Source organism: Stutzerimonas stutzeri RCH2, from assembly GCF_000327065.1.
GTDB classification, from domain to species: domain Bacteria; phylum Pseudomonadota; class Gammaproteobacteria; order Pseudomonadales; family Pseudomonadaceae; genus Stutzerimonas; species Stutzerimonas stutzeri_AE.
In genome coordinates this window covers 3698550-3725365 of the sequence record NC_019936.1, presented here as the reverse complement: position 1 = coordinate 3725365, position 26816 = coordinate 3698550, and the positions used below count along the sequence as shown (strand labels likewise).

The window sequence follows — 26816 nt, the reverse complement described above, 5'->3', positions numbered from 1 at the left end:
GTGTCTGTCGTGTTCGTCGCCGCTTCCCAACTGCCGACGCCGTTCGGTGTGTTCACCATGCATGGTTTTCTCGACCAGGACACTGGCAAGGAGCATGTCGCGCTGACGCTGGGCGATGTGGCCGATGGCAAGCCGGTGCTGGGCCGTCTGCATTCCGAGTGCCTGACCGGCGATGCGTTGTTCAGCCTGCGCTGTGATTGCGGCTTCCAGCTGGAAGCGGCCCTGCGGGCGATTGCCGACGAGGGCCGCGGCGTGCTGCTCTATCTGCGCCAGGAAGGCCGCGGCATCGGCCTGCTGAACAAGATCCGCGCCTACGAGTTGCAGGACGCCGGCGCCGATACCGTTGAGGCCAACGAGCGCCTGGGCTTCGCGCCTGACATGCGCGACTACGGCATCTGCCTGCCGATGCTCGAGCATCTGGGCATCGCCGAAATCAAGCTGATGACCAACAACCCGCGCAAGGTCAAGGCGCTGCAGGGCTTCGGCATTCGCGTCGCCGAGCGCAAGCCGCTGCAGATCGCGCACAATCCGCATAACCGCAAATACCTCGCCACCAAGGCCGGCAAGCTCGGCCACATGCTCGGCGAGATTCACCAGGGCGAAGCCGAGCAGTCGTGACGCGAGCCGCCGCCCTTCGCCAGCTCGCACGTGATGGCTGGCTGCATACGCTGCTGATGGTGCTGCCTGTGCTGGTGCTTGGGCGCACATCGGTGGTGTTTGCCGATTGGGGTCTGCCGCTCTTCGCTGCCGGCCTGGTTTCGCTGTTCTTCAGCCTGCGAGCCTTCACCCGCTTCAAACATGCACTGATCGCCACCGAACAGGCGCTGAACGGCCCGGTGGAGGACGATGCTTGGAGCGATCTGCGTCGTGTGCGCCGTCGCGGTCTGCTGATCGCCTCATTACCGGCATGGTTCGGCGCTGCGGGTGCGCTATTCGGCATGGAGCCGGTTGCTCGCCTGTTGCTGGTATTTGGCAGCCTGGTGTTGCTGGTGCTCTACCGCATTCCGCGGCAATTGCATTGATGCGACGTCTGCTACTCGCCGCGCTGGTTTCCCTGGCGTCATTGCCTGCGTTGGCTGCCGAGCGAGTAGTGAGCCTGGCGCCATCGCTCAGCGAGATCATGCTCGAACTCGATGCTGCCGACCGGCTGGTTGGCGTCCTGGATGGTGGCGAGCGTCCAGCCGCGCTGCAGTCGGTACCTTCGGTTGGGCGCTACGGCCAGGTGGAGATGGAAACCCTGCTCAGCCTGCGTCCTGATCTCGTCCTGCTCTGGCCGGACAGCGTGCCGCGTAGCCAGCGAGAGCAGCTGCAGCAGTTCGGTATTCCTGTTCTGGTCGTCGAGCAAACCCGTCTCGAAAGGCTGGCCGAACAATTCGTCGTGGTCGGCAATGCCGTCAATCGAGCCGAGGAAGGGGAGAGACTGGCCGAGCGTTTTCGCCAGGGCTTGGTCGAGCTGCGCCGGAAGTATGTACGTGAGCAACCGCTGCGGGTGTTCTATCAGATCTGGAATCGCCCGCTGTATACCCTCGGCGGACAGCAGATCATCAGCGAAGCGATCGAGGTGTGTGGTGGGCAGAATGTCTTCGCCGATCTGACCCTGGCGGCGCCTCAGGTCAGCATCGAAGCCGTGCTTGCTCGCGATCCTGAAGTCATTCTGGCCGGCAGTGGTGCGCAGCTGGATGAGTGGCAGGCCTGGCCGCAGCTCAGTGCTGTGCGCGATGGGCGATTACTGGAAGTCCCCGACAAGGGGCTGGAGCGGCCGAGCTTCCAGATGCTGGGGGCGATCGGGAAGCTCTGCGAAGTGATGGCGGCAGCGCCCTGAGCGGGCGCGCCGGTTAACGCGACTACAGTGACGGAGTCCAGGTGACGGCGAACAGCGCGGTGCGGCCCGCTTCGCGATAGCCGTAATTCTGCGACGGATCCCACCAATTAGTTCCGTCTGGGCGGTTGTAGGTCGCCAGCGCGTAGTCGCGGTCGAACAGGTTGTTGACCTTCGCCTCCCAACGCAGCTCCGGATGGCTCTGCCAGCCAGCGCGCAGATCAAAAACGCCATAGCCGGACAGCTCGCGGGTGTTTGCGATCGTGTCGTAACGAGCGCTGGAAACGTGCCAACCGGCGCCAGCCGAAAGCGTGCCGAAAGTGCGATCAAGGTCGATGCTGAGCGTGCGCTTTGCCCGGCGCGCCAGAGTATGGCCGCTGTCCCGATCGCGTGGATCGATGATGCTAACGCCGAGGCTCGCCTGCCAGCCCAGCAGTTCGCGCGCCGCACTGGCTTCGAAACCGTTGATCCGTGCCTGGCTGACGTTCCCCATCCGGTTTTCGCCCCAGGCGATCATGTCTTCGACGTCGGTACGATAGAGCGCTGCTTCGAGCTGAGTGGCGTCCAGATCAGCGCGCCATTGCAACTCATAGGTCTTCGAGGTCTCCGGCTTGAGGTCCGGATTTGGTCCCCACAACGGCGGTCCGTAAAGATCGGAGAATGTTGGAGCGCGGAAGCCTTCGCCATAGCTCAGAATCCAGCGCTGCGACTGACCTACCGGCAGGCTGACCGCGGCATTCCAGCTGTTGTGGCTGCCGAACTGCTGGTTGTCATCGTGGCGTAGCCCCAGCTCGGTGCCGAAGCGCTCGCCTTGAAAGCTGTGCTGGGCAAAGAAAGCCGAGTTGTCGCGGCTGTCTTCCTCAAAAATCGTCGCGGAATCGAGTTGGTCTTCATACCAGTCGCCGCCGACGCTCAGTTGCTGGCGCTCGCTCAATTGCAGCCGATTTATCCAGGCCGCCGAATGACGCGTGGTCTCCAACAGGGTGTTATTCCAAGCGCTGCCGGCGCCGACGGCGTGATTACGATCGAAGCTGCGACCCAGCTCCAGACGGCTATTCCACATGTCGGTCAACTGACCGTCCAGGTAGCCGCTGTAACTGCTGACCCGAAACTCGTCCTGCGGCGTTCCGGGTTCGAAATCATTGGCATCGTCATACTCGTTCTTGCCGCGCTGGTCGTTGAGGCTCAAGCCCGTTTTCCAGTTTGCATCGAACTGGTGATCCAGCTTCAGGTGCAAGGCCTTGTTACGCTGGCCATCGTTGTCCCGGTCGGCGCCGCGGTTGTCGCGGGTGATATCGAAGCCGTCGCGCTCGTCGAGGCTGGCGCCGAGGTGGACGCGAGTCTGCTCCGTTCCGGCTGCGAGGCTCAGGCTGCGCTGGAAGGTCTGCTCGCTGCCGGCGGCCAAGCGGACTTCCGGGTTTATTCCGGTTTTGCCGCCACGGGTAAAGATCTGGATGACGCCACCAATGGCATCCGCGCCGTAAAGCGAGGAGCGCGGGCCACGGATCACTTCGACCCGCTCGATGTTGTCGATGGCCAGATAGTCGAGACGGGCGAAACCGCTGGTGGCCGAGGCAATGCGTTGGCCGTCGACCAGCACCAGTGTTTGCGCGGTGCCGGTGCCGCGCAGCGACAGCGACGGCAAACCACCAGCGCTACTTACCTGCACGCCCGGGACCCGACGCAACAGCTCGGGCACGCTGCGTGCCTGCAGGCGTTCGATATCGGCGCGAGTGAAGACAGTATTGGCTGCAGTGGCTTGGGCGCGGGGCTCGGCCTGGCGGGCCGAGGTGATTAGCATGCTCGGCAGTTCCTGCTCGGCATCGGCAGCAAACACCTGCACGCCAGGCAGCAGCGCCACGGCCAAGGCAAGTCGGGACAGTTTCATTCTAGGAATTCCTCAAAAGATCGCAGACTTTTGAGGAGGGCAGGAACAAGCGCGGGGATTACGGGCAGCAGCGCTTGACGGTGCTGCCCTCCGCAACACCAGTCGAATCCGTCAGGCCGGTCTCCGGGCTGTCGACGCGCATCACGCTCACCTTCCCATGTCGGAACACAGTGGCTATGGAGCGGACGGCGATCCCAAGGATCGCGGTCGATTACCGTTGCGGGGGCAGCGCCGGCCTTGCTCATCGAGCGCACCGGCTTCCCGTTTAATGCGGACCTTGCGGTCGTGCACACCTGGGCGGATAAGAAAACGCGCGAACCTTACGGCTGGTGCTGGGGAAACACAAGCGGACGAATGGCCGCAAGGGCTGCCAGCGCCTGTGGTTTCCGAGCAAAGCCGCGCTCCAGGGCTGCTCACAGGTTGCGCAAAAAACGCGATGGAGTTGCGCGCAGCGGGATGTCTAGCGTTCGACGCCGACCTTTATGAAGGCCCCCCGACAATCTGCAGATCGCTTTGCCCATTGCCCTGACGCCGTACACGGATCTGCACCGGAATGCGCTCGTGCATCTCCGCGACGTGACTGATCACCGCCACCTTGCGGCCTTGGGCCTGCAGCGAATCCAGCGCGTCCATGGCGATCTGCAGCGACTCGGGGTCGAGGCTGCCGAAGCCTTCGTCGATGAACAGCGATTCGATCTTCAGCTTGCTCGACGCCATCGATGCCAGGCCCAGCGCCAGGGCCAGCGAAACGAGGAAGGTCTCGCCGCCGGACAGCGAATGCACCGAGCGCAGTTCGTCACCCATTTCGGTATCCAGCACCAGCAACCCCAGCGGGCTGCCGCCGCGCTTGAGCCGATAGCGCCGCGCCAGTTGGCGCAGCTGCACGTTGGCGTGCTGCACCAGCAGGTCGAGGTTGTAGGCCTGGGCGATCTTGCGGAAGGCGCCGCCGTCGCTGGAACCGATCAGCGCGGCGATACGCCCCCAGCGCTGATGCTCGGCCCGCGCCGCGTCGATCTGGGTGAGCAGCGCCTGGCTCTGACTGCGGCGTTTGTCGTCGTCGATCAGCTGGGCGCGGGTTTCCGCGCAGCGTTGATCGGCCTGCTCGCACTGCTGCAGCTGCTCGGCATAGCGCTGTTGCAGCTGCTCGGTATCCGGGGCGTCGCTCTGCTGCTGTTTGTGCAGGTTCAGGCGGTTGAGGCAACCGTCGAGACGCTCGCGACAGCGGGTCAGGCTGTCGCTGTTCTCTCGCAAACGCTGGCGCGCCTCGGCGATCAGCTGGTCGTCCATATGCAGCAGCTGGGCGAGACTGGCGTCGTCCAGCTGCGGATGGTCGGCGCGCCAGCTTGCCAGTTCGGCGTTCAGCGCATCGCGTTCCTGCGCCAGTTCGGCATGGCGCTGGCGGCAGTTCTGCTGCTCGCTGTGCAAGCGCGTCAGGCCGAGCTTGCTCTCGTTGAGCTGCTGATCGATCGCGGTCTGCGCCTGGCGGGCGGTCTGGATTGCCGCATCTAGCTGCTGTTGCCAGGCGCTGGCGCTGCTTTGCTCGCCAAGGCTGGTACGCAGCGCCTGCTGGCAGGCCAGCAGCAGTTTCTCGCGCTCGCTCAGTCGTGCGCTGCAGCTAGCCTGTTTCTCCTGACGATGGCGTTGTTGCAACTGCTCGTCGCTGCGGCGCTGCTCGCACTGGCGCAGCTCCTCGGCGAGCTCGGTTTGCGCCTGCAGTTGCTGCAGTCGCGTGGCGATGCTGGCGTCCAGCTGCATAAAGGTCTGCGCCGGGTTTTCGCGCCAGCGCTGCAGCTGTTCGACGGGCAGCAGCTCGGCAAAGGCCAGCAATTCCTCGTCGAGCTGTTGGCTGTCGCGGGCAAGGGCGTCGCGCTGGCGGGCGAGTTGCTGCGTCGCCTCGACACAGGCTTCGCGCGCGGCCTGCCAGGCCTGCTGCAGGGTTTCGCTGCGCTGTTGTAGGGCGAGCAACTGCTGCTGACGCTGGCTGGCGCTGGCGATCTGGTCTTTGAGATTGGTCAGCTGCGTTTCCAGCCATTGCGAACGCTCGGCTTCCGGCTGCTCAAGCAATCGCGTGTGGACGGGCAGGGCGAGCAGGCGCGGTGCTAGGGCCTGCAGCTGCAGCTCGACTTCGCTCTGGCGTTGTTGCGTCTGACGCAACTGCGTGCTGAGCGCGACGTGGCGGTCACGCAGCTCCTGCAGGCGCTGGTCCTGTTCCTGTAGCGCCTGCTGCGCGTGCGCGGCCTCGCTGTCGTCGTGGCGATCGAGACTGGCGACCAGCGCGTCGGTCTGCTGCCAGGGATGCTCGTCGCTGCCGCAGACCGGGCAGGGCTCGCCCGGGACCAGCGACGCGCGCAGCGCTTCGACATTCTCGCTGCGTGCCAGACGTTGGCGTTCGAGCAGGGCAAGGGTGACCTTGAGCGCCTGCTCGGCAGCGTCGCGATCATTGCGGACCTGTTTGCCCAGCGGCACCAGGCTGTCCAGTTCGGCCTGCTGGCGACTGTTGGCGTTGCTCAGTTCGTGCTGGCTGGCGGTGAGCGTCAGCTGCTGCGCCCAGAGCTGTTGCAGCGCATCGGTTTCGCGCTCGGCCTGGCGCCATTCATCGAGTTGTCGGTGCAGACCGGCCAGCTGTTCGGCCAGCCCGAGTTCGCTGTCGCGCTCGCGTTGCAGATTATCCAGCGCCTCGCGTGCCAGGCTTTGCTGCGACTCCGCGGCCTCAGCCTGCGCTTGCAGCGCGGGGAGTTCGCTCTGACCCTGCTGCAAGCGTGCTGCCAGCTGAACCGCCTGTTGCAAGCGCGGGCGGTAGCCACCCCAGGCGACACAGAGCGGTTGCAGCGCTGCGCTGGTCTCGAGTTGCTGCGTCAGCGTCGCCAGCTGTTCGGCGGCGCGCTGTTGCTGATCGCCGAGCTGCTTGAGCGTTGCCTCGCCGGCGCTGGCCGCGGCATCGGCCTGGGCGCTTTCTTCGCGGATCGAGGCGAGGTCGGCGTTCAGATGGCTGAGGCGCTCCTCTTCGCGGCGCGCTTGTGCAAGCCTCGGCTCGGCCGTCTGCCGCGCCTGTTCGGCTGCGCGCAGGTCGTTGCCAGCGGCTTCGCACTGCCTCTGCAAGCTGTCGAGACGTTGCTGCAGGCTTTGCGCCTCGTGCTGCAGGCGAGTGAGACTTTCGGCGGCCTTGCCGAGCAGGGGTTCGAGTTCCTGCTGACGCAGAAAACGATGGCGCTGCGGCGCGAGCAGTTCGAACAGGTCGAGGATACGGCGGGCCGCGGTCAGGCTTTCACGCTCGTCTTCGGCGTCCTGCAGCTGCTGGCGTGCCGCTTCGCGCTCGTTTTCCAGGCGCTGCAGTTCGCTGAGCCATTGCCGCTGGGCTTCCAGTTCCTTGAGCTGCTGTTGCAGCTTCTTCAATTCTTCGAGCTGGGCCTGATGTTCGCGCTCCAGTACGTCACGCTGCTCGGGTTCCAGCGGCTGCAAGCCGCCAGCCTGCTGTTCCAGGCGGGTGAGGCTTTCCTTCGCCTGCTTGGCGGCCTCGAAGGCAGCCTGGCCGAGTCGGCTGTAGAGACCGGTGTCGGTGAGCTTTTCCAGCAGCGTGCCGCGCTCGTTGTCGTCGGCCTTGAGGAAGGCGGAAAACTCGCTCTGCGCCAGCAGCACGGCGCGGGTGAACTGCGCCAGCGTCAGCCCCAGGCGGGCTTCGAGCAGCTCCTTGAATTCGCGCTTCTTGCCGCTGGCCAGGAGTGTGCCACTGTCGAGATCCGTAAGGCTTTGGCTGCTGGCCTGCAGGCGGCCGTCGACCTTTTCGCGGGCGCGCTTGACCTCCCAGCGGGCGCGGTAGCGGTGGCCGTCGACGCCGACGAAATCCACCTCGGCGAACCCTGCACCACAACCGCGGCGCAGCAGATTGCGTTCGTCGCCACCGCCGATCTCGGCTTCGACGTCGGGGACCTTGTTCAGCGGGGAGACGCTGTCGAGCCGCGGTGTGCTGCCGAAGAGCGCCAGGCACAGGGCGTCGAGAATGGTGCTCTTGCCGGCCCCCGTCGGCCCGGTGATGGCGAACAGGCCAGCGCTGGCCAGCGGTTCGGTGGTGAAGTCGATGACCTGTTCGCCGGCCAGTGAGGCCAGGTTCTTCAGACGGATGGCGAGGATTTTCATCGCTCAATCTCCTCATGGGCGAACTCGACCCGTTGCAGCAACGTGGCGAAATCGTCCAGCGCCTGTTCGTCCGCCGGGTTGCCGTACTGTTCTTCCCAGGCGCGCGCGAACAGCTCCTGCGGGCTGATCTGGTCCAGGCCGAGCAATACTTCCGATTCCGCCTCGCCGCGTTTGCCGGCGTATTCGCTGGCGATGCGCACCAGTCGGCAGGCCTTGCCGGTTATCGCGGTTTCGATGCGCTGGCGCAGGTCCGGCAGTGGCTCGTCGAGCAGCACGCGTACCTCCAGCCAGGGCAGGTTGTCGTCGAACAGGCCGGTGGGCGGCAGCGCCTCCAGCGCGGCGATCACCTCGGCCAGCGACGCGCGACCGATACGGATCATCTCCACCGCGCGCGGCACCGGCAGCTGTTCGACGTTTTTCAATTGGTCGCCGTCCAGTTCGACCAGCAGCACCTGATGCGGGTAATTGACCTCGGCGAAGGACAGCGGCAGCGGCGAGCCGCTGTAACGGATGCGCGCCTGCCCGGCGACCTGCTGCGGCTTGTGCAAATGGCCAAGCGCGACGTAAGCGACGGACTCGGGAAACAGGCTGGCCGGCAGCGCTTCCGCGTTGCCGATGACGATGTTGCGCTCGGATTCCTCCGACACCGCACCGCCGGCCATGTGCGCGTGGCTCATGGCGACCAGCGCCTGGCCGGGCTGGCGTGCGGTTTCGGCAGCAGCGATCAGCCGCTCGTGGACCTGGCGAATGCCGGCCATGTAGTCATCGCCCAGCTCCATGCCGGTGACTTCGGCCGGACGCAGGAAGGGCAGGGTGAGACACCAGGCGGCGGTGTTGCCATTGGCGTCATGCAGCGGCACCAGCAGCCGCTGGTGATCGAGCTGGCCCTCGGCGACCCAGCTGATACGACCGACGGCATGGGCATTGAGGCGCTTCATCAGCGGCGCCGGCAGTTCGATGCGCCCGCCCGAGTCGTGGTTGCCGGCGATCATCACGATGTCCAGCTGCGGGAGCTTTTCGTGGGTGCGGACGATGAAGTCGTAGAGGCGCTCCTGTGCCTTGAGTGGCGGGTTGACCGTGTCGAACACATCGCCGGCGATCAGCAGGGCGTCGGCGCGGTGGGCTACCAGCTGGTCGAGCAGCCAGGCGAGGAATTGCGCGTGCTCGTAGTCGCGGTCCTGGCCGTGGAGGGTCTGGCCGAGGTGCCAGTCGGAGGTGTGGATCAGGCGCATGGGCTCAGGCTCATTGTGTGCGGACGCAGCGGCGAACCACTGGCTTGGTTTGTGCGGCGGGCAGTTGCGTCGGATGTAAGGCTTGTGGGCGCGGTCGGATGTGGCTGTCACTTATCGTGCTGTTTTGACGCGCTGGTTTCGCCCTGCTGGGCGAGTTCCTTTTAGCAGTCGCCGGATGGCCGGCCCCGCCCAAAGGAACCAAAAACTCTTGCCCCTGCATCCGGCCCCGGCTGCGCCGGGGTTCCCTCGCTCCGGTGACGTTCCAAGGGTCCGCTGCGAAGGGCCATCCCTGGTCCATCGCAGCTCTCGCGGCATCCATGCCGCTCAACCCTTTCCACGCCACCTGCGCTCGGCCTCCTGAAAGGGGCGTTTGGTGTTGCCTGAAAGGTCGTGCAATTAGGGATGGGCGGGTAACGCGAAGCTTACCTACCGGTTTGCAAAGTGACCCGCCGTGGCCCGGCAAAAACTTGCTTGAAGCCTGCGGTGGAAAATGCTGCGCAGTTTTCCACCCTACATCGCTGCTCTGGGGACATGTTATGACGGGACGTTCCTGTTCCGTCATTCCTTGCTCGGCGTCAACGCCTTGCGTCCCCCTGCGCAACGCCTGCGTTCGGCTTCCTGAAGAGGATTCCAGTCCGGGCCGCCTGATGGATCGAAGGCTGACTTCGCTTTGCTTCGCAGTTGACTTTGCTTTGTGCGTTTCCATGCGCGGCCTGACAGGCAGCACCAGATTCCCCTTCAGTAGGGAGAGCGGAATCGTTGCGCAAGGGGGTGAGCCGCATGGATGCGGCGAAAGGCTTAAAGGGCCATGGATGGCCCTTGTAAGCCGACCCCTGGAGCGGCGATGGAGCGAACGAACCCTGCGCGTAGCGCAGGGCCGGATGTAGGGGCGCGCTTTCTTTTGCTTACTTTTCTTTGCGCGTGCAAAGAAAAGTGAGTCGCCCAGCAGGGCGAAACCTGAGCTAAATGCCAAGCAAAGCGCGGCGCTCACATACCGAAATCCGCGCCGATGCCCTTCACGGCCAAGACCACCCCCACAAGCCCTCACGAGTACAACCACCCCTTCAACGCCTGCAGATTCCCCACCTGCAGCTGCTGCGCCGCCGCATTCGCCTGCACGGTATTCGGGTCGATGCCGAAGCGCTGCAGCACGTACTGCACCAGCGCCCCGCGCGTCTCCACCGGTAGGTGGCCGTCGAGCATGCCGAAGTCCACCTCGATGATCGCCTTCTGCGCCGGGCTCAATCGCGCGTCCGGCTCGATCAGCACAGTCACCGGCGTGTTCCACGCATCGTCCTGCTCGCGGGTGTGGTCGCTTGCGTCCATCAGGTCCGGCTCGCCGCGGAAGCGGCTGAGGACGAAGTCGCGGTACTCGCGATTCTTCTCGCAGTAGGCGCGCACGTGCCAGCGCATGCCGGTGAACACCAGCGTGTGCGGCGCCATCACGCGGATTTCCACCTCCGGGTTGGCCAGCGAGACGTACTCGCTCTCCAGGCGCAGGCCCTCGCGGCAGGCCTGCAGGATCGGCCGCAGTACCTCCGGACGGATGCTGCGGTCCGGCACCTGCAGTACTTCGGTATGCGCGTAGGCCAGCGCCAGGCCCTCGATATGCGGGGCGCGCACGCGGTTCTGGTCAAGCAGGTGCAGGTAGGCGCTGGCGCTGCCGTCGATGAACAGCGGCTGGAAGACTTTGGTCGGCTTGTAGCCCTTCAGGTGGCGGTCATATGTCAGGTTTTTGGGCGCATGTTCGTTCAGGTAGGTGTTGATGTCCTTCGATGCCTGCTGGCGGCTGATGCCGAAACTCTGCATCAGGTGGCCCGTGGTCAGGCGGCCTTCCCACCAGGCGATGGTCTCGATCAGCCGGTAGCGCAGCGCCAGGTCCCAGCGAATCTGACTGATCGATTGCTTGCGTTTCATCGCCTCTGCACCTGTTCCAAAGATTTACATGCCTATGTCGAGCACGTCGACGTGTCGCGCAACGCTACATATATTCGGGGTATGTTTCAACTCGATCCGGTGGATGAGGAGACCCTGACATGAGCCTGCTGATCAATGCGTTGGTGATGTCCTGTGCGGCGTTTGTCGCGATGCTTTTGCTGGCATGGCTGGCCTATGCCGATGCCGATCGCAAATGACGAGGAGGGTTACAGTTTGTTGAAGATCGAAGGCTTCCCGATGGACGGCTGGAATCTCCGAGCGTAGAACCGGGTCTTTGTCTCAGGCTCACTGCTAGAGATGCTCCATGAAGACTCTGTCCCGTCATTTGGCCGATACCTTCACTTCGCAATACCGCACCCGCGTGGAGCCGCAGGCGGACGGCAGGCTGGAAGTCCATGTCGGCTATCCGATCAATGGCACCCATGCGACGCGGATCGTGGCCGGACATCAGGTACAGAACACACTACTGGTGGAAACCATTCTCGAAGACATGCGCAACGAGCTGGCACGTCCGCGGTAATCGCCTCAACGAATCGCGGGTAGCGCGACGCGCACACGCAAGCCCCCCAGCGGACTTTCCTCCAGGCTCCATTCCCCACGCCAGGCCGTCAGGATGTCGCTGACGATTCCCAGCCCCAGGCCGTGACCTTCCGCCGTCTCGTCCAGTCGCACACCGCGGTCGATGACCTTTTCCCGCTGTTGCGCGGGTATACCCGGCCCGTCGTCGTCCACCAGCAGAACGAAGCCGTTGCTGCTGCGCTCGATGCTCAGCTCGACACGGTTGCTGGCCCATTTGCAGGCGTTGTCCAGCAGGTTGCCGAGCAGCTCGAGCATGTCCTCGCGATCATGCGGCAGACGGCAGTCGGCTGGGGCATGCCAGCGCAGCTCGAGGTCGGAGCGGTGGATCATCGCCAGGGTGTCGAACAGCGCCGGCAGTTCGGCGTCGCAATCGAAATGGGCGCCGGGCAGCACGTCGACAGAGAGCCGTGCGCGGCCAAGTTCGCGGCTGACGCGCTGCTGAATCTGCTCCAGCTGCTCCTGCAGGCTGGCCTGCAGTTCGGGATGGGCGGCCAGTTCCTCGCGTTGTACCAGGCTGCCGAGCACCGCCAGCGGCGTCTTCAGCGCATGGCCGAGATTGCCCAGCGCATGCCGCGAGCGCTGCAGTGTCTCCTCGGTGTGGCTGAGCAGATGGTTGATCTGCTCCACCAGCGGCTGCAGTTCGACGGGCGCCTGCTGGTCCAGCTGCTGGCGCTGGCCCTGCTGCAGCTGGGCGATCTGCTGGCGTGCGCGCTCCAGCGGTCGTAGTGCCAGGGCCATGGCGTAGCGTTGCAACAGCAGCAGAGCGAGCAGGGCGAAGCCGACCAGACCCAGACCGCTCAGCCGCACGCGGGCAAAGCTGTCGAGGATAGGCGTGTAGTCCTGCGCCACGCTGATGATGATCGGCTGACCATCGCGGCGGTACTCGGCGCGATAGCCGAGCAATCGCTGGCCCTGGGGGCCGTCGAGCAGTTCGTCTGCCAGCCCCGCACGGTCTGGCCATTGCGGTGTGGCATCCCACAGCGAGCGTGAGCGCCAGGTGCGCCCGGGCAGCTCGATCTTGAAATAGTGGCCGGAAAAGGGCCGTTGATAGCGCGGATTGAGGCGCTTCAGGTCCAGCTGATCACCGTTCGGCCCCTTCACCAGGGCGATCAGCAAGCCTTCGGTCTCCTCGCGCAGGTCTGTCTCCAGGCTGCGTCTGAGTCCCGACTCGAACAGCCACAGGCTGGTCTGTACCAATACCAGTGCCACCAGCAACAACGTGGCAATCAGTGCCAGCCCGAGGCTGCGCTGGATCGACTTCACACCTGGCCGCCGAAGCGATAGCCCTGACCGCGGCGCGTTTCGATCAGCTCGCGGCCGAGCTTGCCGCGCAGCCGGTTGATGTGCACCTCGATGACATTGGAGTCGCGTTCGGTTTCTCCGTCGTAGAGATGTTCGGTCAGTTGTGACTTGGAGAGCAGCTGGCCAGGGTGCAGCATGAAATAGCGCAGCAGGCGGAACTCACCGGCGGTGAGTTCAATGTCCTCGCCGTCCTTGCGGCAGCACTGGCGCGATTCGTCCAGCTCCAGACCACCGGCCTGCAGCATGGGCTGGTTGGCCAGGCCGTGGGCACGGCGCAACAGTGCCTGGATGCGCAGCAGCAGTTCTTCGGGGTGGAAGGGCTTGGTCAGGTAGTCATCGGCGCCGGCCTTGAGGCCATCGATGCGCTCGGCCCAGGAGCCGCGCGCGGTGAGGATCAGCACCGGTGTGGTGAGGCCGCCGGCGCGCCAGGCCCGCAGCACCTCCAGCCCCGGTTTGCCAGGCAAGCCGAGGTCGAGAATGATCAGGTCGTAGGGCTCGCTTGAGCCCTGGTATTCGGCATCGCGGCCATCGGTGAGCCAGTCGATCGCATAGCCGTTGCGGCTGAGACTGGCGACCAGTTCGTCGGCCAGCGGAACGTTGTCTTCGACCAAGAGCAGACGCATCAGTCTTCCTCGTCCTTGATCAGGCGGCCATCGCGAGCATCGAACTCCAGCTCGCGGGCAACGCCCTGGGTGGTCAGCAATTCGATTTCATAGACGTAGATATCGTCGTCTTCTTCCAGCTCCGCCTCCAGCAGCCGTGCCCCGGGATAGCGCTCCAGCGCCCGCTGGATCAACGTTTCCAGCGGCACGATCAGGCCCTCATTGCGCAGCCGCAGGGCTTCGTCCTGATCGAGGTCGCGGCTCGCTGCCGGAGTGGCAGCGAGCAGCAGTGCGAGTGGAAGCGTTGCGAGAAATGGGGCACGCATGGCTGGCCTCAGTCGTCCTGATGGTCCTTCAGCACTTCGCCGGTCTTGGCGTCGAGTTCGAGATCCCATTGCACACCTTTGTCGTCGCGCAATTCAAGCTGGTAGACGTAGCGGCCGTACTCTTCTTCCAGCTCGGTCTCCTCGATGGTCGCGCCGGGGTGTTTGGCCAGTGCTGCTTCATTGAGCTTCTCGAACGACTGAATGGTGCCGGCATCGCGCAGCTTCAGTGCTTCGTCCGGACCGATGTCCTTGGCCATGGCCAGGTTGGCACCGAGGGCGAGGGTTGCAGCGGTGAACAGCGTAGTCAGTGTTTTCATGGTGTTGATTCCTGTGGTTGGTTTCGACGATTCACAGGTTACGGGGGCTGGCTTAAACGAAACTTAATGTCATTCAGCCGTGGCAAATGCATCGTTCGGGCGAGGGCGAACGCCACCAGGCCTACTAGGCTTATCCAGCACGTCGCACCGAATCGATCGGGGTGAGCCACATGAAGACCGCACTTGTCGCGCTGCTTGTCACGCTTTGCCTGGCGGGGCACGCCGTAGCCGAAGACCTGCTGAAACCCTCCACCACACCGCCGCCGGTCGATGATGTGTCGGCTGGCAACAGTCTGGAGGCCGAGACCGCTTACCGGGCTGAAGGCGTGATCCGTGCCATCGATGCGCAGCAGGGCAGCGTCACCATCGCCCACGGGCCCGTGCCGGAATTGAAGTGGCCGGCGATGGTGATGCCGTTCACGGTGGACGCCGCACAGCTCCGCGGGCTGGCCGTGGGCGATGCGGTGGAGTTTCGCTTCACCGACGGCGAGATGGACCCGCAGATCGTCTTCATTCGACGGCAGTAGCCTCAGCGTCGCTGCTCATGGCAGCAGCCAGCGGGCTCGGAGCGACCGGTCGGGGCAACGCGATCGTCGCTGTCGTAACGGTCATGCAGGCGTACCCAGTCGGTGAGGTTGTGTTGGGGCCCGGTTTCGTTGCGCCCGTTGGGCGTCATGTCCAGCAGGACATAGGTGCCGAGTAGTTCTTCCGCGCCACGACCATAGGCCGAGAAGGTGTGGAAGATCTTGCCCTGCCGGTCCCGGTAGAAAACGCTGAAGCCCGACAGCTCCTCGCAGACGAAGGGTTGCCAGGCGAAGTTGTAGAAGACCTTGCCCTCAACGATGTCCTCGGCATCGAAGGACACGTGGAAGTCACGGTTGAACGTGCTGCCCGCTGACGACAGCCAGCGGAATGACCAGCCCATGCGCTGGCGGAACGCCTCCAGCCGGTCGAACGAGGCGCGGGAAATAGCGGCAAAGCTGACGTCATGGTGCAGCAGGTGCAGCAGCGCGCCGCCGATATGATCGGCCTCGAACGAACAGCCGACGCAGCCCTCGGTCCAGTCCGGGCCGAACATGAAGTGCTTGATCACCAGCTGGCTGCGCCCTTCGAACAGCTCGCTCAGGCGAACCGGGCCGCCAGCGTCGTGAAAGTGGTAGTCCTGGGTGATGCGCCGCCAGGGCAATTGCCGGCGCTTCTCGAAGAGCGCATCGCGCTGGCGGGTGAGCTGTTTTTCTTCCTGCAGATGGGCGCTGTGAGCAGCCAGCCAGTCCTGATCGGATACGACCTTGTGCGTTGCCATGGGAACCTCCGGGGCGCGAATTGGGGAGCGTGCGCGGAGCCAGCGTCGCGTGGCGATGGCCCTGTGGCAGAGTCGATTGGCGCCAGGCGAAATCGACATCGGACCTGCACATGCCCGGCAGCTGGCGGTGCCGCGGTTGAACTTAGCGGCCGTCGTTGCGCTCGTAATTCAGGCAGGGGCCTATTCATATGGCCCGATCTGGTTCCGCTCGCAGAAGGAAAACGAGATGTATAACAAGACACTGACCGCCGCGTTCGCTGTTGCCATCCTGGGTTCTGGCGCTGCCTTTGCAGCCGACAAGCCCGGCGCCGACTGGATCACCCTTGAGCAAGCTGTGGAGAAGGCGAAGGCCGCCGGCTATACCGAACTGCACGGCATCGAAGCCGATGACGACGGCTGGGAAGGCGAGGGCATGAAGCAGGACGGCAAGAAGTACGAGTTCAGCATCGACGGCCGCACCGGCGAAGTGACCAAGGAAAAGGAAGACTGATGCTGCATCCACCGCGCAACTGACGTTTACGCTGAGCGCATGCATCGCCTTGCTGAGGCGGCGCTGCGCTCAGCGGGCACCTGCGGCGATACTCCCGCAACGGGAGGCAGCCACTGATAGAGCGGGTATCATCCAGCTCCTCGTCGCGCCGCGTAGCTGCTTCCATGTCCGTTTCCAACTCCCGTCCCAGCACCCTGCATCTGCCCCAAGGCGACTGGCCTACGGTACTCGACTGCCTGTGCGCGCATTTTCCAGCGATCGGTCGCGACACCTGGCTCGATCGCATGGCCCGTGGCCGGGTGCTGGATGCCGACATGCAGCCGATCGATGCCGCGCAGGCCTATCGGGTCGGCATGCGCATCCATTACTTTCGCGAAGTTCCGAACGAGACGCCGGTGCCGTTCGAGGAGCGCGTCCTGCATGTCGACGAGCATCTGGTGGTGGCGGACAAACCGCACTTTCTTTCGGTAATGCCCGCCGGCGAGTACGTCAACGAAACCCTGCTGGCGCGGCTCAGCAAACGGCTGGGTAACGCCGATCTGGTGCCGATCCATCGCATCGACCGTCTCACCGCCGGGCTGGTGCTGTTCTCGGCCAACCGCGAGAGCCGCGGTGCCTACCAGGCGCTGTTTCGTCAGCGAGAGATCAACAAGCGCTACGAGGCGATCTGCCCGGCGCTGCCTGGGCTTGAGTTCCCCATGCGCCGACGCCTGTGCATGGTGCCGGGTGAGCCGTTCTTCCTCATGCGCGAAGGCGATGGCGAACCGAACAGCGAGACACTGATCGAGGTGCTGGAAAGGCGCGGCGACTTCTGGCGCTATGGGCTTTCACCCATCAGTGGCAAAAAGCACCAGCTGCGCCTGCACATGGCCACGCTCGGCGCCGGCATCTGCAACGACCCCTTCTACCCGCAGCTGCTGGAGCGAAGCCAGCGCGACGCTGACGACTACGCACGCCCGCTCAAGCTGCTGGCACGCGGCTTGCGCTTTCGCGACCCGTTGAGCGGAGCGCTGCGCGAGTTCGAGAGCATGCTGCAGCTCGAGTGGTGATCCGCGGGTTGCTCGTTCCATAGAGCATCAGGGCCGAGCTTCGTACCGCCATTGCGCACAAGGCGGCGCGCCCCAGCCGCCCGGGTTTCGCTTCTCTCAGTGATCAATGCATCCCTTGCCTCATTCCATCACGGCTGAGGCTTCGTGCGTCCAATCGAAAGCGTTCGATAAACGAACCGTTACTCGATTATCGGATTGTTGGCTTTGATCCAGGCCGTCTACCGTCGCCGTCCAGAAAAACAACGGCCAGGAGGCCCCATGAATGCGTTAGCCAACTTCTTCACACGCCTAGTCAATCGCTATATGCCGGACCCGTTGGTCATCGCCATGGGGCTCACGGTTCTAACCATGCTCCTTGCGGTGCTTGTCGAAGGCAGCAGCCCGCTCGACGTTACGCGCTACTGGGGCGGTGGTTTCTGGAACCTGCTGGCGTTCAGCATGCAGATGACGGTCATCCTCCTGGCAGGTTACATACTGGCTCGCACCCCTCTCGTCGACGGTTTGCTAGACCGGATCGCCGGCACTGTACGTACGCCGTTTGCCGCCATTGTCGTCGCCACCCTGGTCGGTACGATCGGCAGCTGGCTGAACTGGGGGTTCGGCCTGGTGATTGGCAGCATCGTCGCTCAGAAGCTGGCACTGAAGGTGCCGGGCCTGCATTACCCGCTGGTAATCGCGGCAGCGTTTTCCGGGTTCTCGGTTTACGGTATCGGTTTGTCTGGCAGTGTCCCGCTGCTGATCGCGACCGAAGGGCATTTCCTGCAGGACCGCATGGGGTTGATACCCCTTTCGGAGACCATCTTCAGCGCTCCGCTGCTGATCGCATCGGCACTGGTTGTGCTGACGCTACCGCTGTTCAACGCCTGGCTTCATCCGAAGAACCCCAGGCAGATCGTTGAAATCGATCCGACAACGGTCGCCATCCCGTTCGAGCCGAGCCTGGCAGGAAACACTGAGGCGACCCTGGCTGATCGGATGAATCACAGCAAGGTGACCGGGATCGTCATCGGCGCGCTCGGATTGTTCTATGTCGGCTTGCGCTTCTCCGATGGTGGTTCGCTGGATCTGAACACGGTCAATTTCATCTTCGTGTTTCTCGGGATTCTGCTGTTCGCTTCGCCGGCCCGCTATCTGGCGGCGTTGGCTGAAGGGGTGAAGATCGTTTCGGGGATCATCATCCAGTACCCGTTCTACGCCGGCATCATGGGCGTCCTGGTTGGTTCGGGGCTGGTTGTATCCTTCGCCGAGCTGTTCGTCCGGATTTCCACTGCCGAAACGCTGCCGATCTGGTCGTTCATCAGCGGTGGACTGATCAATATTCTCGCGCCGTCGGGGGGTGGTCAGTGGGCGATGCAGGGGCCCGTTGTGATCGAGGCTGCGCGCGAGCTGAATGCGTCCCTGGCGGCAACCGCACTGGGTGTGCAGGTCGGCGATCAGTGGACCAACATGATTCAGCCGTTCTGGATACTGCCGGCGCTGGCAATTTCCAAGCTGAAACTGCGCGATGTGATGGGCTACATGGTGCTGATCCTGGGCTATCTGGGACTCATCTTTAGCGGCACTATCTGGATCTGGGGCTACCTTGCTGCCTGAGGGCCACAGCTAGCCCTGGGACGTCAGACCTGTCCTGCCATCGTCATCCTTGCGGCAGCGTTGGCCGGGTGATCTAGCCAGCTTGCGAGTCGGCTCGGGTCATTCGGTCACCCCCATCGCACCTTCAGGCCAGGCTTCAGTCGATATCGGTATTGCTCCAGCAGAAGCGATACCGCCATGCCCGAAGGTCCCTCCATCGTTATCCTGCGTGAAGAAGTCGCGGCATTCAGCGGGCGCACCGTCGAGCGTGCCGAAGGCAGCGCGAAGATCGACATGTCTCGCCTCGTCGGTCAGGCGGTGCGCGGCTTCCATAGTTGGGGCAAGCATTTCCTGATCGAGCTGGAAGACGTCGCCGTTCGCATCCATCTGTTGCTGTTCGGCAGTTACCGCATCAACGAACGCAAGGACGCCACCGCACGGCTGAGCCTGGCTTTTGCCAATGGCGAGCTGAACTTCTATGCCTGCTCCGTGCAGCTGATCGAGGGGCCGCTGGGTGCGGCCTATGACTGGAGCATGGATGTGATGAGCGATGCCTGGAGCCCGCGCACGACGCTCAAGCGTTTGCGCGCACGGCCACGGTTGCTGGCCTGCGATGCGCTGCTCGACCAGACGCTGTTCGCCGGCTCCGGCAACATCATCAAGAACGAGGTGCTCTATCGGATTCGTGTGCATCCGCTGTCGCTGATCGGCGAGTTGCCGCCAGCCAAGCTGCGCGAACTGGTACGCGAGGCGCGTAGCTACAGCTTCGAGTTTCTCGAGTGGAAACAGGCCGGCGTGCTCAAGGCGCACTGGTTGGCCCATGGCAAGACGGCCTGCGTGCGCTGCCATATTCCGCTGGTGAAGGTGAAAGAACTGGGGCGCAGCAGGCGGCGGGCGTTCTTCTGCGAGCGCTGCCAAAAGCGCTACGGTGATTCATCACAGCTCGTGCCCGAGGAGCCGAGTGCGGTGGATGAGGGGTAGGGTGGACAACGGCGCAGCCTTGTCCACGCGGTTGTTCCGCCGCCGCCGAGGTGGTCGCCCGGCTCGGTGAAAAAGCTGCGTGTTTTCCACCCTACGGCGGCGTGGTGTTGAGGCGTAGATGGTTCGCCGGTGCAGGATGCTCGTAGGGTGGACAACGGCAGCGCCTTGTCCACGTCGCGGTCGGGCTCTGCTGTGCGTTGCCTAGCGTCTCAGCGCAACAGCGGCCTGAGCGCTTCGGCCAGCTGCGGCGCCATGCTCACGGCGTTGCTCCCGTGGGCGATGCAGTCGGTGCTCCAGACATGGCCGACGCCGGCGTCGCGTATCACCTGCAGCGCATCGCCGGCAAACAGCGCATGGGTCACGGCCACGTCGACCGAGGCGGCACCGGCAGCGAGCAGCTTCTCCGCGGCTTGGGCGAGGGTGCGGCCGGAGCTGGCGACGTCATCGAGCAGCACCACATGGCGTCCGGCAAACTGCAGTTCCGGCAGGGCGATCTCCACCTGATGGTCGCCGTGGCGGACCTTGCTGCAGACGCCATGGGCGAAGCCATGCTCGGCGGCCGCCGCTTCGATCCACTGCAGCGCCTCGGCATCCGGGCCGATCAGCAGGGCATCGGGATGGCGCTCGGCGATCAGCCGTGCCAGTGCAGGGGCCGCGCAGAGGGTGACGGCATCTTCCAGCGGCACGGCTTCCTGCAGGGTGGCAACGCGGTGCAGGTGCGGGTCGACGGTGATCAGCCCGTCGAACTGCCCGGCCAGCAGCTGGCCGATGACCCGCTGGCTGACCACCTCGCCCGGGTTGAAGGCGATGTCCTGACGCATGTAGGCCAAATAAGGCGTGACCAGAACCAGTCGCTTGGCGCCCAGGCGGCGCGCCTCGCCCGCGATCAGCAGCAGCTCGACCAGCTTCTCGTTGGGATGATCGAGGCCGCGGTAGATCACCAGTTGCTCGGCGATCGCTTCGCCGTCGGCCAGCGGCAGGCGCAGGCGCAGTTCGTCATCGGGAAAGCGGTGGCGCTCGATCTGCGCCGCGGTCAGGCCGCAGGCTTCGGCCAGGCGCAGGGCGGCGGCGCGCTCATCATCGAAATACAGCAGCTGGCTTTGCATCAGAACTCCACGAAAACACTGGGAACCTGGTCGGCACTGCCGAGGCTGACGCCGCTGGCGCGCTCGGTGGCCTGGCGGGCGAAGGCGAGGTCGGCGGGAAAATCCGCGTAAACGCGATACAGACAGTCACCAGCCTGCACCGGTTCGCCGAGCTTGCGCAGAATGTCCACGCCGGCACCCTGCACCTTGGGTGCGCCGGCCAGCCGCGCAATGCGTGCCAGCTGCAGGTTGTCGATGCCGGTGACCACCGCGCTGCGCTCGGCCAGCACGTCGAAGCTGAGGCGGGCGAGTGGTGGATGGTTGTGATCGAAGGGCTTGCTGCCCTGGGCGGCGATGATCGAATGCATTTTCTTCAGCGCCCGGCCCGAATCGAGGATGTCGCGGGCGATGGCATAGCCGTCGCCGCCGCGTACGTCGGGGTCGAACTCCAGCATGCGTCCGGCCAGGCGTAGCGCCTTCTGGCGCAGGTCGATCGGCGCCGCCGGATCGTTCTGCAGCACCTGCATCACGTCGCGTGCCTCCAGCACCGGGCCGATACCATTGCCGATCGGCTGGCGGCCATCGGTGATCACCACGTCCAGGGTCAGGCCCAGGCGAGAGGCGACGAATTCGAAGAGCTTGCGCAGGCGCTGCGCCTCGGCCATCGAACGCACCTTGGCCGTCGGGCCGATGGGAATGTCCAGCAGCAGGTGAGTGGAGCCGGCGGCAATCTTCTTCGACAGGATCGAAGCGACCATCTGCCCGGGCGAGTCGATCGACAGCGGCCGCTCGACGGCGATCAGCACGTCATCGGCCGGCGACAGCTCGCTGGTGCCGCCCCAGGCCAGGCAGCCGCGTTCCTCGCGGACCATCTCGCAGAGGCGCTCGAACGGCAGTTCGACGTTGGCCAGCACCTCCATGGTGTCGGCGGTACCGGCCGGTGAGGTGATCGCCCGCGAGCTGGTCTTCGGGCACAGCATGCCGTGGGCGGCGACGATGGGCACCACCAGCATCGACGTGCGATTGCCGGGGATGCCGCCGATGCAGTGCTTGTCGACCACAGGGTGCTCGCGCCAGTCCAGGCGGCGGCCGACCTGAATCATCGCGTCGGTGAGGAAGAACACCTCCTCACGGTCCAGTTCGCCCTGGTTGCAGGCGACCACGAAGGCGGTCAGCTCGATCTTTGAATAACGATGCTCGGCGATGTCGCGCATGATCGCCAGAAAGTCCTCGCGGCGCAGGCGTTCGCCGGCGATCTTGCGATGCAGGGCGGGAATGGATGCCGCCGGTTCAGCCTGGGAAATCGATGCCGGCACGCCGGCTTCGGCGCCAAGCTGGGCGAAGGCATCTTCGGACAAACCGAGCTCGTCACAGCCGACGATGGCCGGGTCGTCCACCAGATTGAGGCTGGCCAGAATGCGCTTGCCGTTGACGCGAATCTCCACCTTGGCCAGCGCCTGGAAACCTTCGGCGCGGCAGGCGGCACAGTCGCGGTGCAGGTAGGCGACGTTTTCCCGGTAGGTATCGATCGCAACCCGGCGCAGCGCCAGGTGCACCGGAGACTTGCCATTGATCGGTGTTTCACTGCTGATGGTGGTCATGCGCGCGCATCGCTGGAGGGATGATGGCTATCTAGCCTCAGCGTAGCGCCGCTTGCCAAGCGGCCGCGCGCGTTTTGCCCTGGTGCGTTGCCGCAGGTCAGCAAAAACCGTATTCAGCGCGCCGCCCAGCCGCCGTCCATGTTCCATGCCGCACCGCGCACCTGGTCACCGGCCTCGCTGCAGAGAAACAGCGCCATGGCACCCAGTTGCGCGGGGGTGACGAAGTCCAGCGAGGGTTGCTTCTCGGCCAGCAGGTCGTGGCGGGCTTGCTGTTCATCGCCGCTCTCCCGCGCGCGCTCGTCGATCTGCTGCTGTACCAGTGGGGTCAGTACCCAACCGGGGCAGATGGCGTTGCAGGTGATCGGCGTGGTGGCGGTTTCCAGCGCGACCACCTTGGTCAGCCCGACCAGGCCGTGCTTGGCGGCGACGTAGGCGGCCTTCTGCTCGGAGCCCACCAGCCCGTGCACCGAAGCGATATTGATGATCCGCCCCCAGCCGCGCTGACGCATGCCGGGCAGGGCCAGGCGTGTGGTGTGAAACGCCGAGGACAGGTTGATGGCGATGATCGCGTCCCAGCGCTCTACCGGAAACTCCTCCACCGGCGCCACGTGCTGGATGCCGGCATTGTTGACCAGGATGTCGACGCCACCGAAATCGCGCTCGGCATAGGCGAACAGCTCGGCGATCTGTGCCGGATCGGACACGTCCGCGCCGTGGTGGCCGACCTTGCGGCCATGGCGGCCGACTTCGGCCAGCGCTGCCGAGGCATCACCGAAACCGTTGAGGATCAGGTCGGCGCCGGCTTCGGCCAGCTTCAGTGCGATCCCGAGGCCAATGCCGCTGGTGGAGCCGGTGACCAGTGCGGTCTTGCCTGTGAGGTTCATGGTTTCTCCCGCTTGGCGGCGACCGCCCGAGGACGGTGCCTTTGCTTTTTTTGTTGTCGGAAGGCAATCGCTGATGGCGCGGCGCTTCGCCGATAACGGCGAGCAGCCGCCACCATCAGACGATGCCGGTAGCGTAGTACACGCCGATCACGAAGAAGGCCGCGGCCGTGGCGATCAGGGTGATGGCGAAGATGTCCTTGTAGGATTCGCGGTGGGTCAGCCCGGTGACCGCCAGCAGGGTGATTACCGCGCCGTTATGCGGCAGGGTGTCGAGCCCGCCGGAGGCCATCGAGGCAACCCGGTGCAGCACTTCCAGGGGAATCTGCGCGGCATTCGCCGCAGCGACGAAACTGTCGGCCATCGCCGCCAGCGCGATGCTCATGCCGCCGGAGGCCGAGCCGGTGATGCCGGCCAGCAGGTTGACGGTGATGGCTTCGTTGAGCAGCGGGTTGGGAATCGCCGAGAGCGCATCGGCCACCACGATGAAGCCTGGCAGTGAGGCGATCACCGCGCCGAAACCGAATTCCGAGGCGGTATTCATCGCCGCCAGCAGCGAGCCTCCGACCGCCGTGCGGCTGCCCTCGGCAAGCTTGCCGCGCAGGGTGCCGAAGCTGGTCGCCAGTACCAGGGCAATGCCCAGCAGCAGCGCCGCTTCCACCGCCCAGATGGCGGTGAGCTTGCCGACCTCGGTGACCAGCGGCGCGCTCATGCCCGGTAGCTGCAGGCTATGGCTGGTGCCGTAGAACTCGGGAATCCAGCGGGTGAACAAGAGGTTGGCCACCAGCACCAGAATCAACGGCGACAGCGCCAGCCAGGGGTTCGGCAGGGCAATATCGGCGGGTGTTTCCGGCTCGTTGCGCAGGTTGGTGCCGTAGCCTTCGCCGGCGGCCATGGCCTTGCCAAGCTGCCACTTCAGATAAAGCATGCCCAGGCCGAAGACGAAGACGGTGCCGATCAGACCCAGCCAGGGCGCAGCCCAGGTGGTGGTGTTGAAGAAGGTGGTGGGGATGATGTTCTGGATCTGCGGCGTGCCGGGAATGGCGGTCATGGTGAAGGTGAACGCGCCGAGGGCGATGGTCGCCGGGATTAGCCGCTTGGGCATGTTGCTCTGGCGGAACATCTCGGCGGCGAAGGGGTACACCGCGAACACCACGACGAACAGCGACACGCCGCCGTAGGTCAGCAGCGCGCAGACCAGCACGATCACCAGCATCGCCTGGCTGGTGCCGAGCAGGCGGATCGCCGCGGCGACGATGGAGCGCGAGAAGCCGGACATTTCGATCAGCTTGCCGAACACCGCACCGAGCAGGAATACCGGGAAATAGAGCTTGATGAAGCCGACCATCTTCTCCATGAAGATGCCGGTGAACGCCGGCGCCACCGCGGACGGGTCGGTGAGCAGCACCGCACCCATGGCGGCGATGGGAGCAAACAGAATGACGCTGTAGCCGCGGTAGGCGGCGAGCATCAGCAGGGCCAATGCAGCAAGGGCGATGACGACGCTCATCGGGGACGATCTCCTGGCCCCGTGCGGCACGACCGAACGCTGCCGAGGGCATTCGGGGACTCGCTGCTGCACGGCAGGCGCATTGTTTTTCTTGTTTCGGCTGCGGACAGGCCGCACCGTGATTTAGCGAGTTCCGTGCCAGATATGCAACTCACTGATTTCGATAGGGTTTCTGCAGGCTGTCCAAAATGGTGGACGGTATCGATGTCTTGAATGCTGGACAGTGCGGTCCAGCATTCCGGACAGCAGCGCGGTCCGGAATGCAGAGGCGTATCAGGTCAGGAAGTACAGCCCACCAGCGATCACCACACCGGAGAACACCAGGCAGAGCAGGCAGTAGCCCATGATGTCGCGCGCCCCGAGTCCGGCGATGCCCAGCAGCGGCAGGGCCCAGAACGGCTGGATCATGTTGGTCCAGGCATCGCCCCAGGCGATCGCCATGGCCGTGACTTCCGGTGCCACGCCGAGCGCGGCGCCAGCCGGCAGCATGATCGGCCCCTGTACCGCCCACTGGCCGCCACCGGAGGGCACGAAGACGTTGACCAGCCCGGCGCTGAGAAAGGCCAGCACCGGGAAGCTCTCGGCCGACGACCAGGCGATAAAGGTGTCGGTGACCTGGCGGCCGAGGGACACACCAGCGGCATTGGCGCCGACCATCATGCCCATGATCCCGGCGTAGAAGGGGAACTGCACGACGATCCCGGCGATGCCGCGAATGCTTTCCTCGATGGCGCGCATGTAGCGCTCCGGCGTGCCATGCATCAGCAGGCCGGCGAAGAGAAAGATCGAGATGACGATGTTCAGGCTCAGTGCCAGACCGTTATTGCTGAAGTGCTGGTAGAAGAACAGCACCGCCAGGGCAACCATGATCAGGCCGAGGATGCGGCTGTCGTCCAGGCGCTGGGTGGCGGTTTCCCGCGGGATGTCGCTCGGCTGGGGTTCCTCCAGCAGCGCCGGGTCGACCACTTTCGGCGTCTTCGGCTGCATAGCCCAGTTCAACAGCGGCAGGCCCACCACCAGCACGGCGATGATGATCAGGTTGTAGGAGGCGAACAGCGTCTGGCCGACGCCGATGGCTTCGGTCAGCGCGCCGCCGGTCATCTTTTCCAGATCGGCGCCACCGCTGGCCAGGGACAGCGGGATCGAACCGGAAAAGCCGCCGTGCCAGATCAGGAAGCCTGAGTAGGCCGAGGCCACCAGCAGCGGATAGTCAACGCCGCGCACCTGGCGCGCCAGCGCGCGGGCGAACACCGCGCCGATCACCAGGCCAAAGCCCCAGTTGATCCAGGAGCCGGCCAGCGCCACCAGCGTCACCAGAATGATGGCCTGCCCGGGCGACTGCGGGATGCGCGCCATGCGGTCGAGCAGGCGATTGATTGCCGGCGCCCGTGCCAGGGCATGGCCGGTGACCAGGATCAGCGACATCTGCATGGTGAAGGCCAGCAGGTTCCAGAAGCCGTTGCCCCAGTGCTGCGCCATCGCCGGCAGGCCCTGGCCGGTGCTGAGCATGGCGGCGATCAGCACGATCAGCGTGAGCAGGATGGCGAAGACGAAGGGCGAGGGGAGGAAGCGTTGCACCAGATAGACGCTGGCGGCGGTTATTCTGTTGAGCACGATGGGGTTCTCCCTTGTTGTCGTTATGTCGCCGCGCAGGTGCGGCGCTTCGCTTATGAGTGCGGCGGCGGCCGGCTGTTCCCGCTGCGCTCCGCTTGAGGAGGTTGCTCGATGCCTGTTGCGCTTTTGCTGTCACTGCTGGTGCTTGCAGGCACCGTTCAGGCCGATGAGCCATTGCGGCTGCGTCTGGATGGACATGAACTGCACGCCGAGTACGCGCAGACCGTCGCCCGGCGCGAACGCGGCCTGATGGGGCGCAGTGAACTGGCCGCCGACAGCGGCATGCTGTTCCGCTTCGACGAAGTGCGCCGGCATTGCCTGTGGATGAAGGACACGCCGCTGCCTCTGTCCGCGGCGTTCTTCGATGAGGACGGCGTTCTGGTCGATGTGCTCGACCTGGAGCCATTCAACACCGAAATACGATGTTCGAAGCGGCCCGCGCGTTATGCGCTGGAGATGAACCAGGGCTGGTTCGCCGAGCGGCAGATCGGACGGGACGCGCGTCTGGAAGGGATACCGCAGGAGTAGGCGTGCAAGCGGTGTGTCGGGTGGATAACGGCGAAGCCTTATCCACCGCAATCAGGCCCGACGCA

General features: G+C 64.6%; 24 protein-coding genes and 1 riboswitch. Of the genes, 10 read left to right on the top strand and 14 right to left on the bottom strand.

Going from position 1 to position 26816, the window contains the following annotated elements; translation table 11 throughout:
• Genes ribA through PSEST_RS17205 form a run of 3 tightly spaced genes read left to right on the top strand, consistent with a single transcriptional unit; the run spans position 1 to position 1822 of the window.
• The gene (gene ribA / locus PSEST_RS17215) at positions 1-618 is read left to right on the top strand and encodes a GTP cyclohydrolase II (RefSeq protein WP_015278253.1); all 618 of its coding nucleotides are present in this window, start codon (positions 1-3) and stop codon (positions 616-618) included.
• Entirely contained in the window at positions 615-1022 is a 408-nt protein-coding gene (locus tag PSEST_RS17210; protein WP_015278252.1) for a hypothetical protein, read from the top strand. The genes ribA and PSEST_RS17210 overlap by 4 nt, the downstream gene beginning before the upstream one ends.
• A complete protein-coding gene (locus PSEST_RS17205) occupies positions 1022-1822 on the top strand; it encodes a cobalamin-binding protein (protein WP_015278251.1) in 801 nt (266 codons plus the stop codon). The genes PSEST_RS17210 and PSEST_RS17205 overlap by 1 nt, the downstream gene beginning before the upstream one ends.
• 22 nt (positions 1823-1844) lie before the next feature.
• On the opposite strand, the gene PSEST_RS17200 is transcribed toward PSEST_RS17205, so the two are convergent.
• The 4 genes from PSEST_RS17200 to PSEST_RS17185 all read right to left on the bottom strand — a co-directional run bounded on the left by PSEST_RS17200 (position 1845) and on the right by PSEST_RS17185 (position 10990).
• A complete protein-coding gene (locus PSEST_RS17200) occupies positions 1845-3707 on the bottom strand; it encodes a TonB-dependent receptor domain-containing protein (protein ID WP_015278250.1) in 1863 nt (620 codons plus the stop codon).
• 96 nt (positions 3708-3803) lie between these two features.
• Positions 3804-4019: riboswitch (cobalamin riboswitch) on the bottom strand.
• 168 nt (positions 4020-4187) lie between these two features.
• On the bottom strand, positions 4188-7841 hold the full coding sequence (locus PSEST_RS17195) for an AAA family ATPase (RefSeq protein WP_015278249.1): 3654 nt from the start codon (positions 7839-7841) through the stop codon (positions 4188-4190).
• Complete coding sequence (locus PSEST_RS17190; protein ID WP_015278248.1) at positions 7838-9073, bottom strand: exonuclease SbcCD subunit D C-terminal domain-containing protein; 1236 nt, start codon at positions 9071-9073, stop codon at positions 7838-7840. Before PSEST_RS17190 ends, PSEST_RS17195 begins: the two co-directional genes overlap by 4 nt.
• A 1044-nt stretch (positions 9074-10117) precedes the next feature.
• Positions 10118-10990: a WYL domain-containing protein gene (locus PSEST_RS17185; protein WP_015278246.1), complete on the bottom strand. Its 873-nt coding sequence runs from the start codon at positions 10988-10990 to the stop codon at positions 10118-10120.
• 325 nt (positions 10991-11315) lie between these two features.
• On the opposite strand from PSEST_RS17185, the gene PSEST_RS17180 reads away from it, so the two are divergent.
• Positions 11316-11531: a hypothetical protein gene (locus tag PSEST_RS17180; RefSeq protein WP_015278244.1), complete on the top strand. Its 216-nt coding sequence runs from the start codon at positions 11316-11318 to the stop codon at positions 11529-11531.
• 5 nt (positions 11532-11536) lie between these two features.
• Here the strand turns inward: PSEST_RS17180 and PSEST_RS17175 are convergent, their stop codons facing one another.
• Genes PSEST_RS17175 through PSEST_RS17160 form a run of 4 tightly spaced genes read right to left on the bottom strand, consistent with a single transcriptional unit; the run spans position 11537 to position 14137 of the window.
• On the bottom strand, positions 11537-12853 hold the full coding sequence (locus PSEST_RS17175) for a sensor histidine kinase (RefSeq protein WP_015278243.1): 1317 nt from the start codon (positions 12851-12853) through the stop codon (positions 11537-11539).
• Complete coding sequence (locus tag PSEST_RS17170; protein WP_015278242.1) at positions 12850-13515, bottom strand: response regulator transcription factor; 666 nt, start codon at positions 13513-13515, stop codon at positions 12850-12852. Before PSEST_RS17170 ends, PSEST_RS17175 begins: the two co-directional genes overlap by 4 nt.
• A complete protein-coding gene (locus PSEST_RS17165; RefSeq protein WP_015278241.1) occupies positions 13515-13820 on the bottom strand; it encodes a PepSY domain-containing protein in 306 nt (101 codons plus the stop codon). Before PSEST_RS17165 ends, PSEST_RS17170 begins: the two co-directional genes overlap by 1 nt.
• Before the next feature lie 8 nt (positions 13821-13828).
• Positions 13829-14137 carry a PepSY domain-containing protein gene (locus tag PSEST_RS17160; RefSeq protein WP_015278240.1) on the bottom strand — a complete coding sequence of 103 codons (309 nt, stop codon included), beginning with the start codon at positions 14135-14137 and terminating at the stop codon, positions 13829-13831.
• Positions 14138-14307: 170 nt separating this feature from the next.
• Between PSEST_RS17160 and PSEST_RS17155 the strand changes: the two genes are divergently transcribed.
• Positions 14308-14664 (top strand): copper-binding protein, encoded by a 357-nt coding sequence (locus tag PSEST_RS17155; RefSeq protein ID WP_015278239.1) that lies wholly within the window; start codon positions 14308-14310, stop codon positions 14662-14664.
• A gap of 2 nt (positions 14665-14666) precedes the next feature.
• On the opposite strand, the gene PSEST_RS17150 is transcribed toward PSEST_RS17155, so the two are convergent.
• The gene (locus tag PSEST_RS17150) at positions 14667-15440 is read right to left on the bottom strand and encodes a DUF899 domain-containing protein (protein ID WP_015278238.1); all 774 of its coding nucleotides are present in this window, start codon (positions 15438-15440) and stop codon (positions 14667-14669) included.
• 226 nt (positions 15441-15666) lie between these two features.
• Here PSEST_RS17150 and PSEST_RS17145 point away from each other — a divergent pair, with 226 nt between their 5' ends.
• The 4 genes from PSEST_RS17145 (at position 15667) to PSEST_RS17130 (ending at position 19532) form a co-directional block, all read left to right on the top strand.
• The gene (locus PSEST_RS17145) at positions 15667-15930 is read left to right on the top strand and encodes a PepSY domain-containing protein (protein WP_038663258.1); all 264 of its coding nucleotides are present in this window, start codon (positions 15667-15669) and stop codon (positions 15928-15930) included.
• A 164-nt stretch (positions 15931-16094) separates the two neighbouring features.
• Positions 16095-16979, top strand: coding sequence for an RluA family pseudouridine synthase (locus tag PSEST_RS17140; protein WP_015278236.1), 885 nt, complete (start codon positions 16095-16097; stop codon positions 16977-16979).
• A 204-nt stretch (positions 16980-17183) separates the two neighbouring features.
• Entirely contained in the window at positions 17184-18572 is a 1389-nt protein-coding gene (locus PSEST_RS17135) for a short-chain fatty acid transporter (RefSeq protein ID WP_232422562.1), read from the top strand.
• 177 nt (positions 18573-18749) lie between these two features.
• Complete coding sequence (locus tag PSEST_RS17130) at positions 18750-19532, top strand: DNA-formamidopyrimidine glycosylase family protein (protein WP_015278234.1); 783 nt, start codon at positions 18750-18752, stop codon at positions 19530-19532.
• Between the two features lie 209 nt (positions 19533-19741).
• On the opposite strand, the gene PSEST_RS17125 is transcribed toward PSEST_RS17130, so the two are convergent.
• The 5 genes from PSEST_RS17125 to PSEST_RS17105 all read right to left on the bottom strand — a co-directional run bounded on the left by PSEST_RS17125 (position 19742) and on the right by PSEST_RS17105 (position 26223).
• A complete protein-coding gene (locus PSEST_RS17125; RefSeq protein WP_015278233.1) occupies positions 19742-20638 on the bottom strand; it encodes a ribose-phosphate pyrophosphokinase in 897 nt (298 codons plus the stop codon).
• The gene (locus PSEST_RS17120; protein WP_015278232.1) at positions 20638-22218 is read right to left on the bottom strand and encodes a thymidine phosphorylase family protein; all 1581 of its coding nucleotides are present in this window, start codon (positions 22216-22218) and stop codon (positions 20638-20640) included. Before PSEST_RS17120 ends, PSEST_RS17125 begins: the two co-directional genes overlap by 1 nt.
• Positions 22219-22331: 113 nt before the next feature.
• Positions 22332-23102, bottom strand: coding sequence for a 3-hydroxybutyrate dehydrogenase (locus PSEST_RS17115; protein WP_015278231.1), 771 nt, complete (start codon positions 23100-23102; stop codon positions 22332-22334).
• 115 nt (positions 23103-23217) lie between these two features.
• Positions 23218-24609 (bottom strand): GntP family permease, encoded by a 1392-nt coding sequence (locus PSEST_RS17110; RefSeq protein ID WP_015278230.1) that lies wholly within the window; start codon positions 24607-24609, stop codon positions 23218-23220.
• Between the two features lie 273 nt (positions 24610-24882).
• Entirely contained in the window at positions 24883-26223 is a 1341-nt protein-coding gene (locus PSEST_RS17105) for a short-chain fatty acid transporter (protein WP_015278229.1), read from the bottom strand.
• Positions 26224-26334: 111 nt separating this feature from the next.
• Between PSEST_RS17105 and PSEST_RS17100 the strand changes: the two genes are divergently transcribed.
• Positions 26335-26751 carry a DUF192 domain-containing protein gene (locus tag PSEST_RS17100; protein WP_015278228.1) on the top strand — a complete coding sequence of 139 codons (417 nt, stop codon included), beginning with the start codon at positions 26335-26337 and terminating at the stop codon, positions 26749-26751.
• The last annotated feature ends 65 nt before the right edge of the window (positions 26752-26816 follow it).

What these genes read in the sequence shown, in the direction of transcription:
- PSEST_RS17205 (WP_015278251.1), top strand. Translation starts at nt 1,022, where the DNA reads ATGCGACGTCTGCTACTCGCCGCGCTGGTTTCCCTGGCGTCATTGCCT.
- PSEST_RS17200 (WP_015278250.1), bottom strand. Translation starts at nt 3,707, where the DNA reads ATGAAACTGTCCCGACTTGCCTTGGCCGTGGCGCTGCTGCCTGGCGTG.
- PSEST_RS17195 (WP_015278249.1), bottom strand. Translation starts at nt 7,841, where the DNA reads ATGAAAATCCTCGCCATCCGTCTGAAGAACCTGGCCTCACTGGCCGGC.
- PSEST_RS17190 (WP_015278248.1), bottom strand. Translation starts at nt 9,073, where the DNA reads ATGCGCCTGATCCACACCTCCGACTGGCACCTCGGCCAGACCCTCCAC.
- PSEST_RS17185 (WP_015278246.1), bottom strand. Translation starts at nt 10,990, where the DNA reads ATGAAACGCAAGCAATCGATCAGTCAGATTCGCTGGGACCTGGCGCTG.
- PSEST_RS17180 (WP_015278244.1), top strand. Translation starts at nt 11,316, where the DNA reads ATGAAGACTCTGTCCCGTCATTTGGCCGATACCTTCACTTCGCAATAC.
- PSEST_RS17170 (WP_015278242.1), bottom strand. Translation starts at nt 13,515, where the DNA reads ATGCGTCTGCTCTTGGTCGAAGACAACGTTCCGCTGGCCGACGAACTG.
- PSEST_RS17165 (WP_015278241.1), bottom strand. Translation starts at nt 13,820, where the DNA reads ATGCGTGCCCCATTTCTCGCAACGCTTCCACTCGCACTGCTGCTCGCT.
- PSEST_RS17160 (WP_015278240.1), bottom strand. Translation starts at nt 14,137, where the DNA reads ATGAAAACACTGACTACGCTGTTCACCGCTGCAACCCTCGCCCTCGGT.
- PSEST_RS17155 (WP_015278239.1), top strand. Translation starts at nt 14,308, where the DNA reads ATGAAGACCGCACTTGTCGCGCTGCTTGTCACGCTTTGCCTGGCGGGG.
- PSEST_RS17150 (WP_015278238.1), bottom strand. Translation starts at nt 15,440, where the DNA reads ATGGCAACGCACAAGGTCGTATCCGATCAGGACTGGCTGGCTGCTCAC.
- PSEST_RS17145 (WP_038663258.1), top strand. Translation starts at nt 15,667, where the DNA reads ATGTATAACAAGACACTGACCGCCGCGTTCGCTGTTGCCATCCTGGGT.
- PSEST_RS17140 (WP_015278236.1), top strand. Translation starts at nt 16,095, where the DNA reads ATGTCCGTTTCCAACTCCCGTCCCAGCACCCTGCATCTGCCCCAAGGC.
- PSEST_RS17130 (WP_015278234.1), top strand. Translation starts at nt 18,750, where the DNA reads ATGCCCGAAGGTCCCTCCATCGTTATCCTGCGTGAAGAAGTCGCGGCA.
- PSEST_RS17125 (WP_015278233.1), bottom strand. Translation starts at nt 20,638, where the DNA reads ATGCAAAGCCAGCTGCTGTATTTCGATGATGAGCGCGCCGCCGCCCTG.
- PSEST_RS17120 (WP_015278232.1), bottom strand. Translation starts at nt 22,218, where the DNA reads ATGACCACCATCAGCAGTGAAACACCGATCAATGGCAAGTCTCCGGTG.
- PSEST_RS17115 (WP_015278231.1), bottom strand. Translation starts at nt 23,102, where the DNA reads ATGAACCTCACAGGCAAGACCGCACTGGTCACCGGCTCCACCAGCGGC.
- PSEST_RS17110 (WP_015278230.1), bottom strand. Translation starts at nt 24,609, where the DNA reads ATGAGCGTCGTCATCGCCCTTGCTGCATTGGCCCTGCTGATGCTCGCC.
- PSEST_RS17100 (WP_015278228.1), top strand. Translation starts at nt 26,335, where the DNA reads ATGCCTGTTGCGCTTTTGCTGTCACTGCTGGTGCTTGCAGGCACCGTT.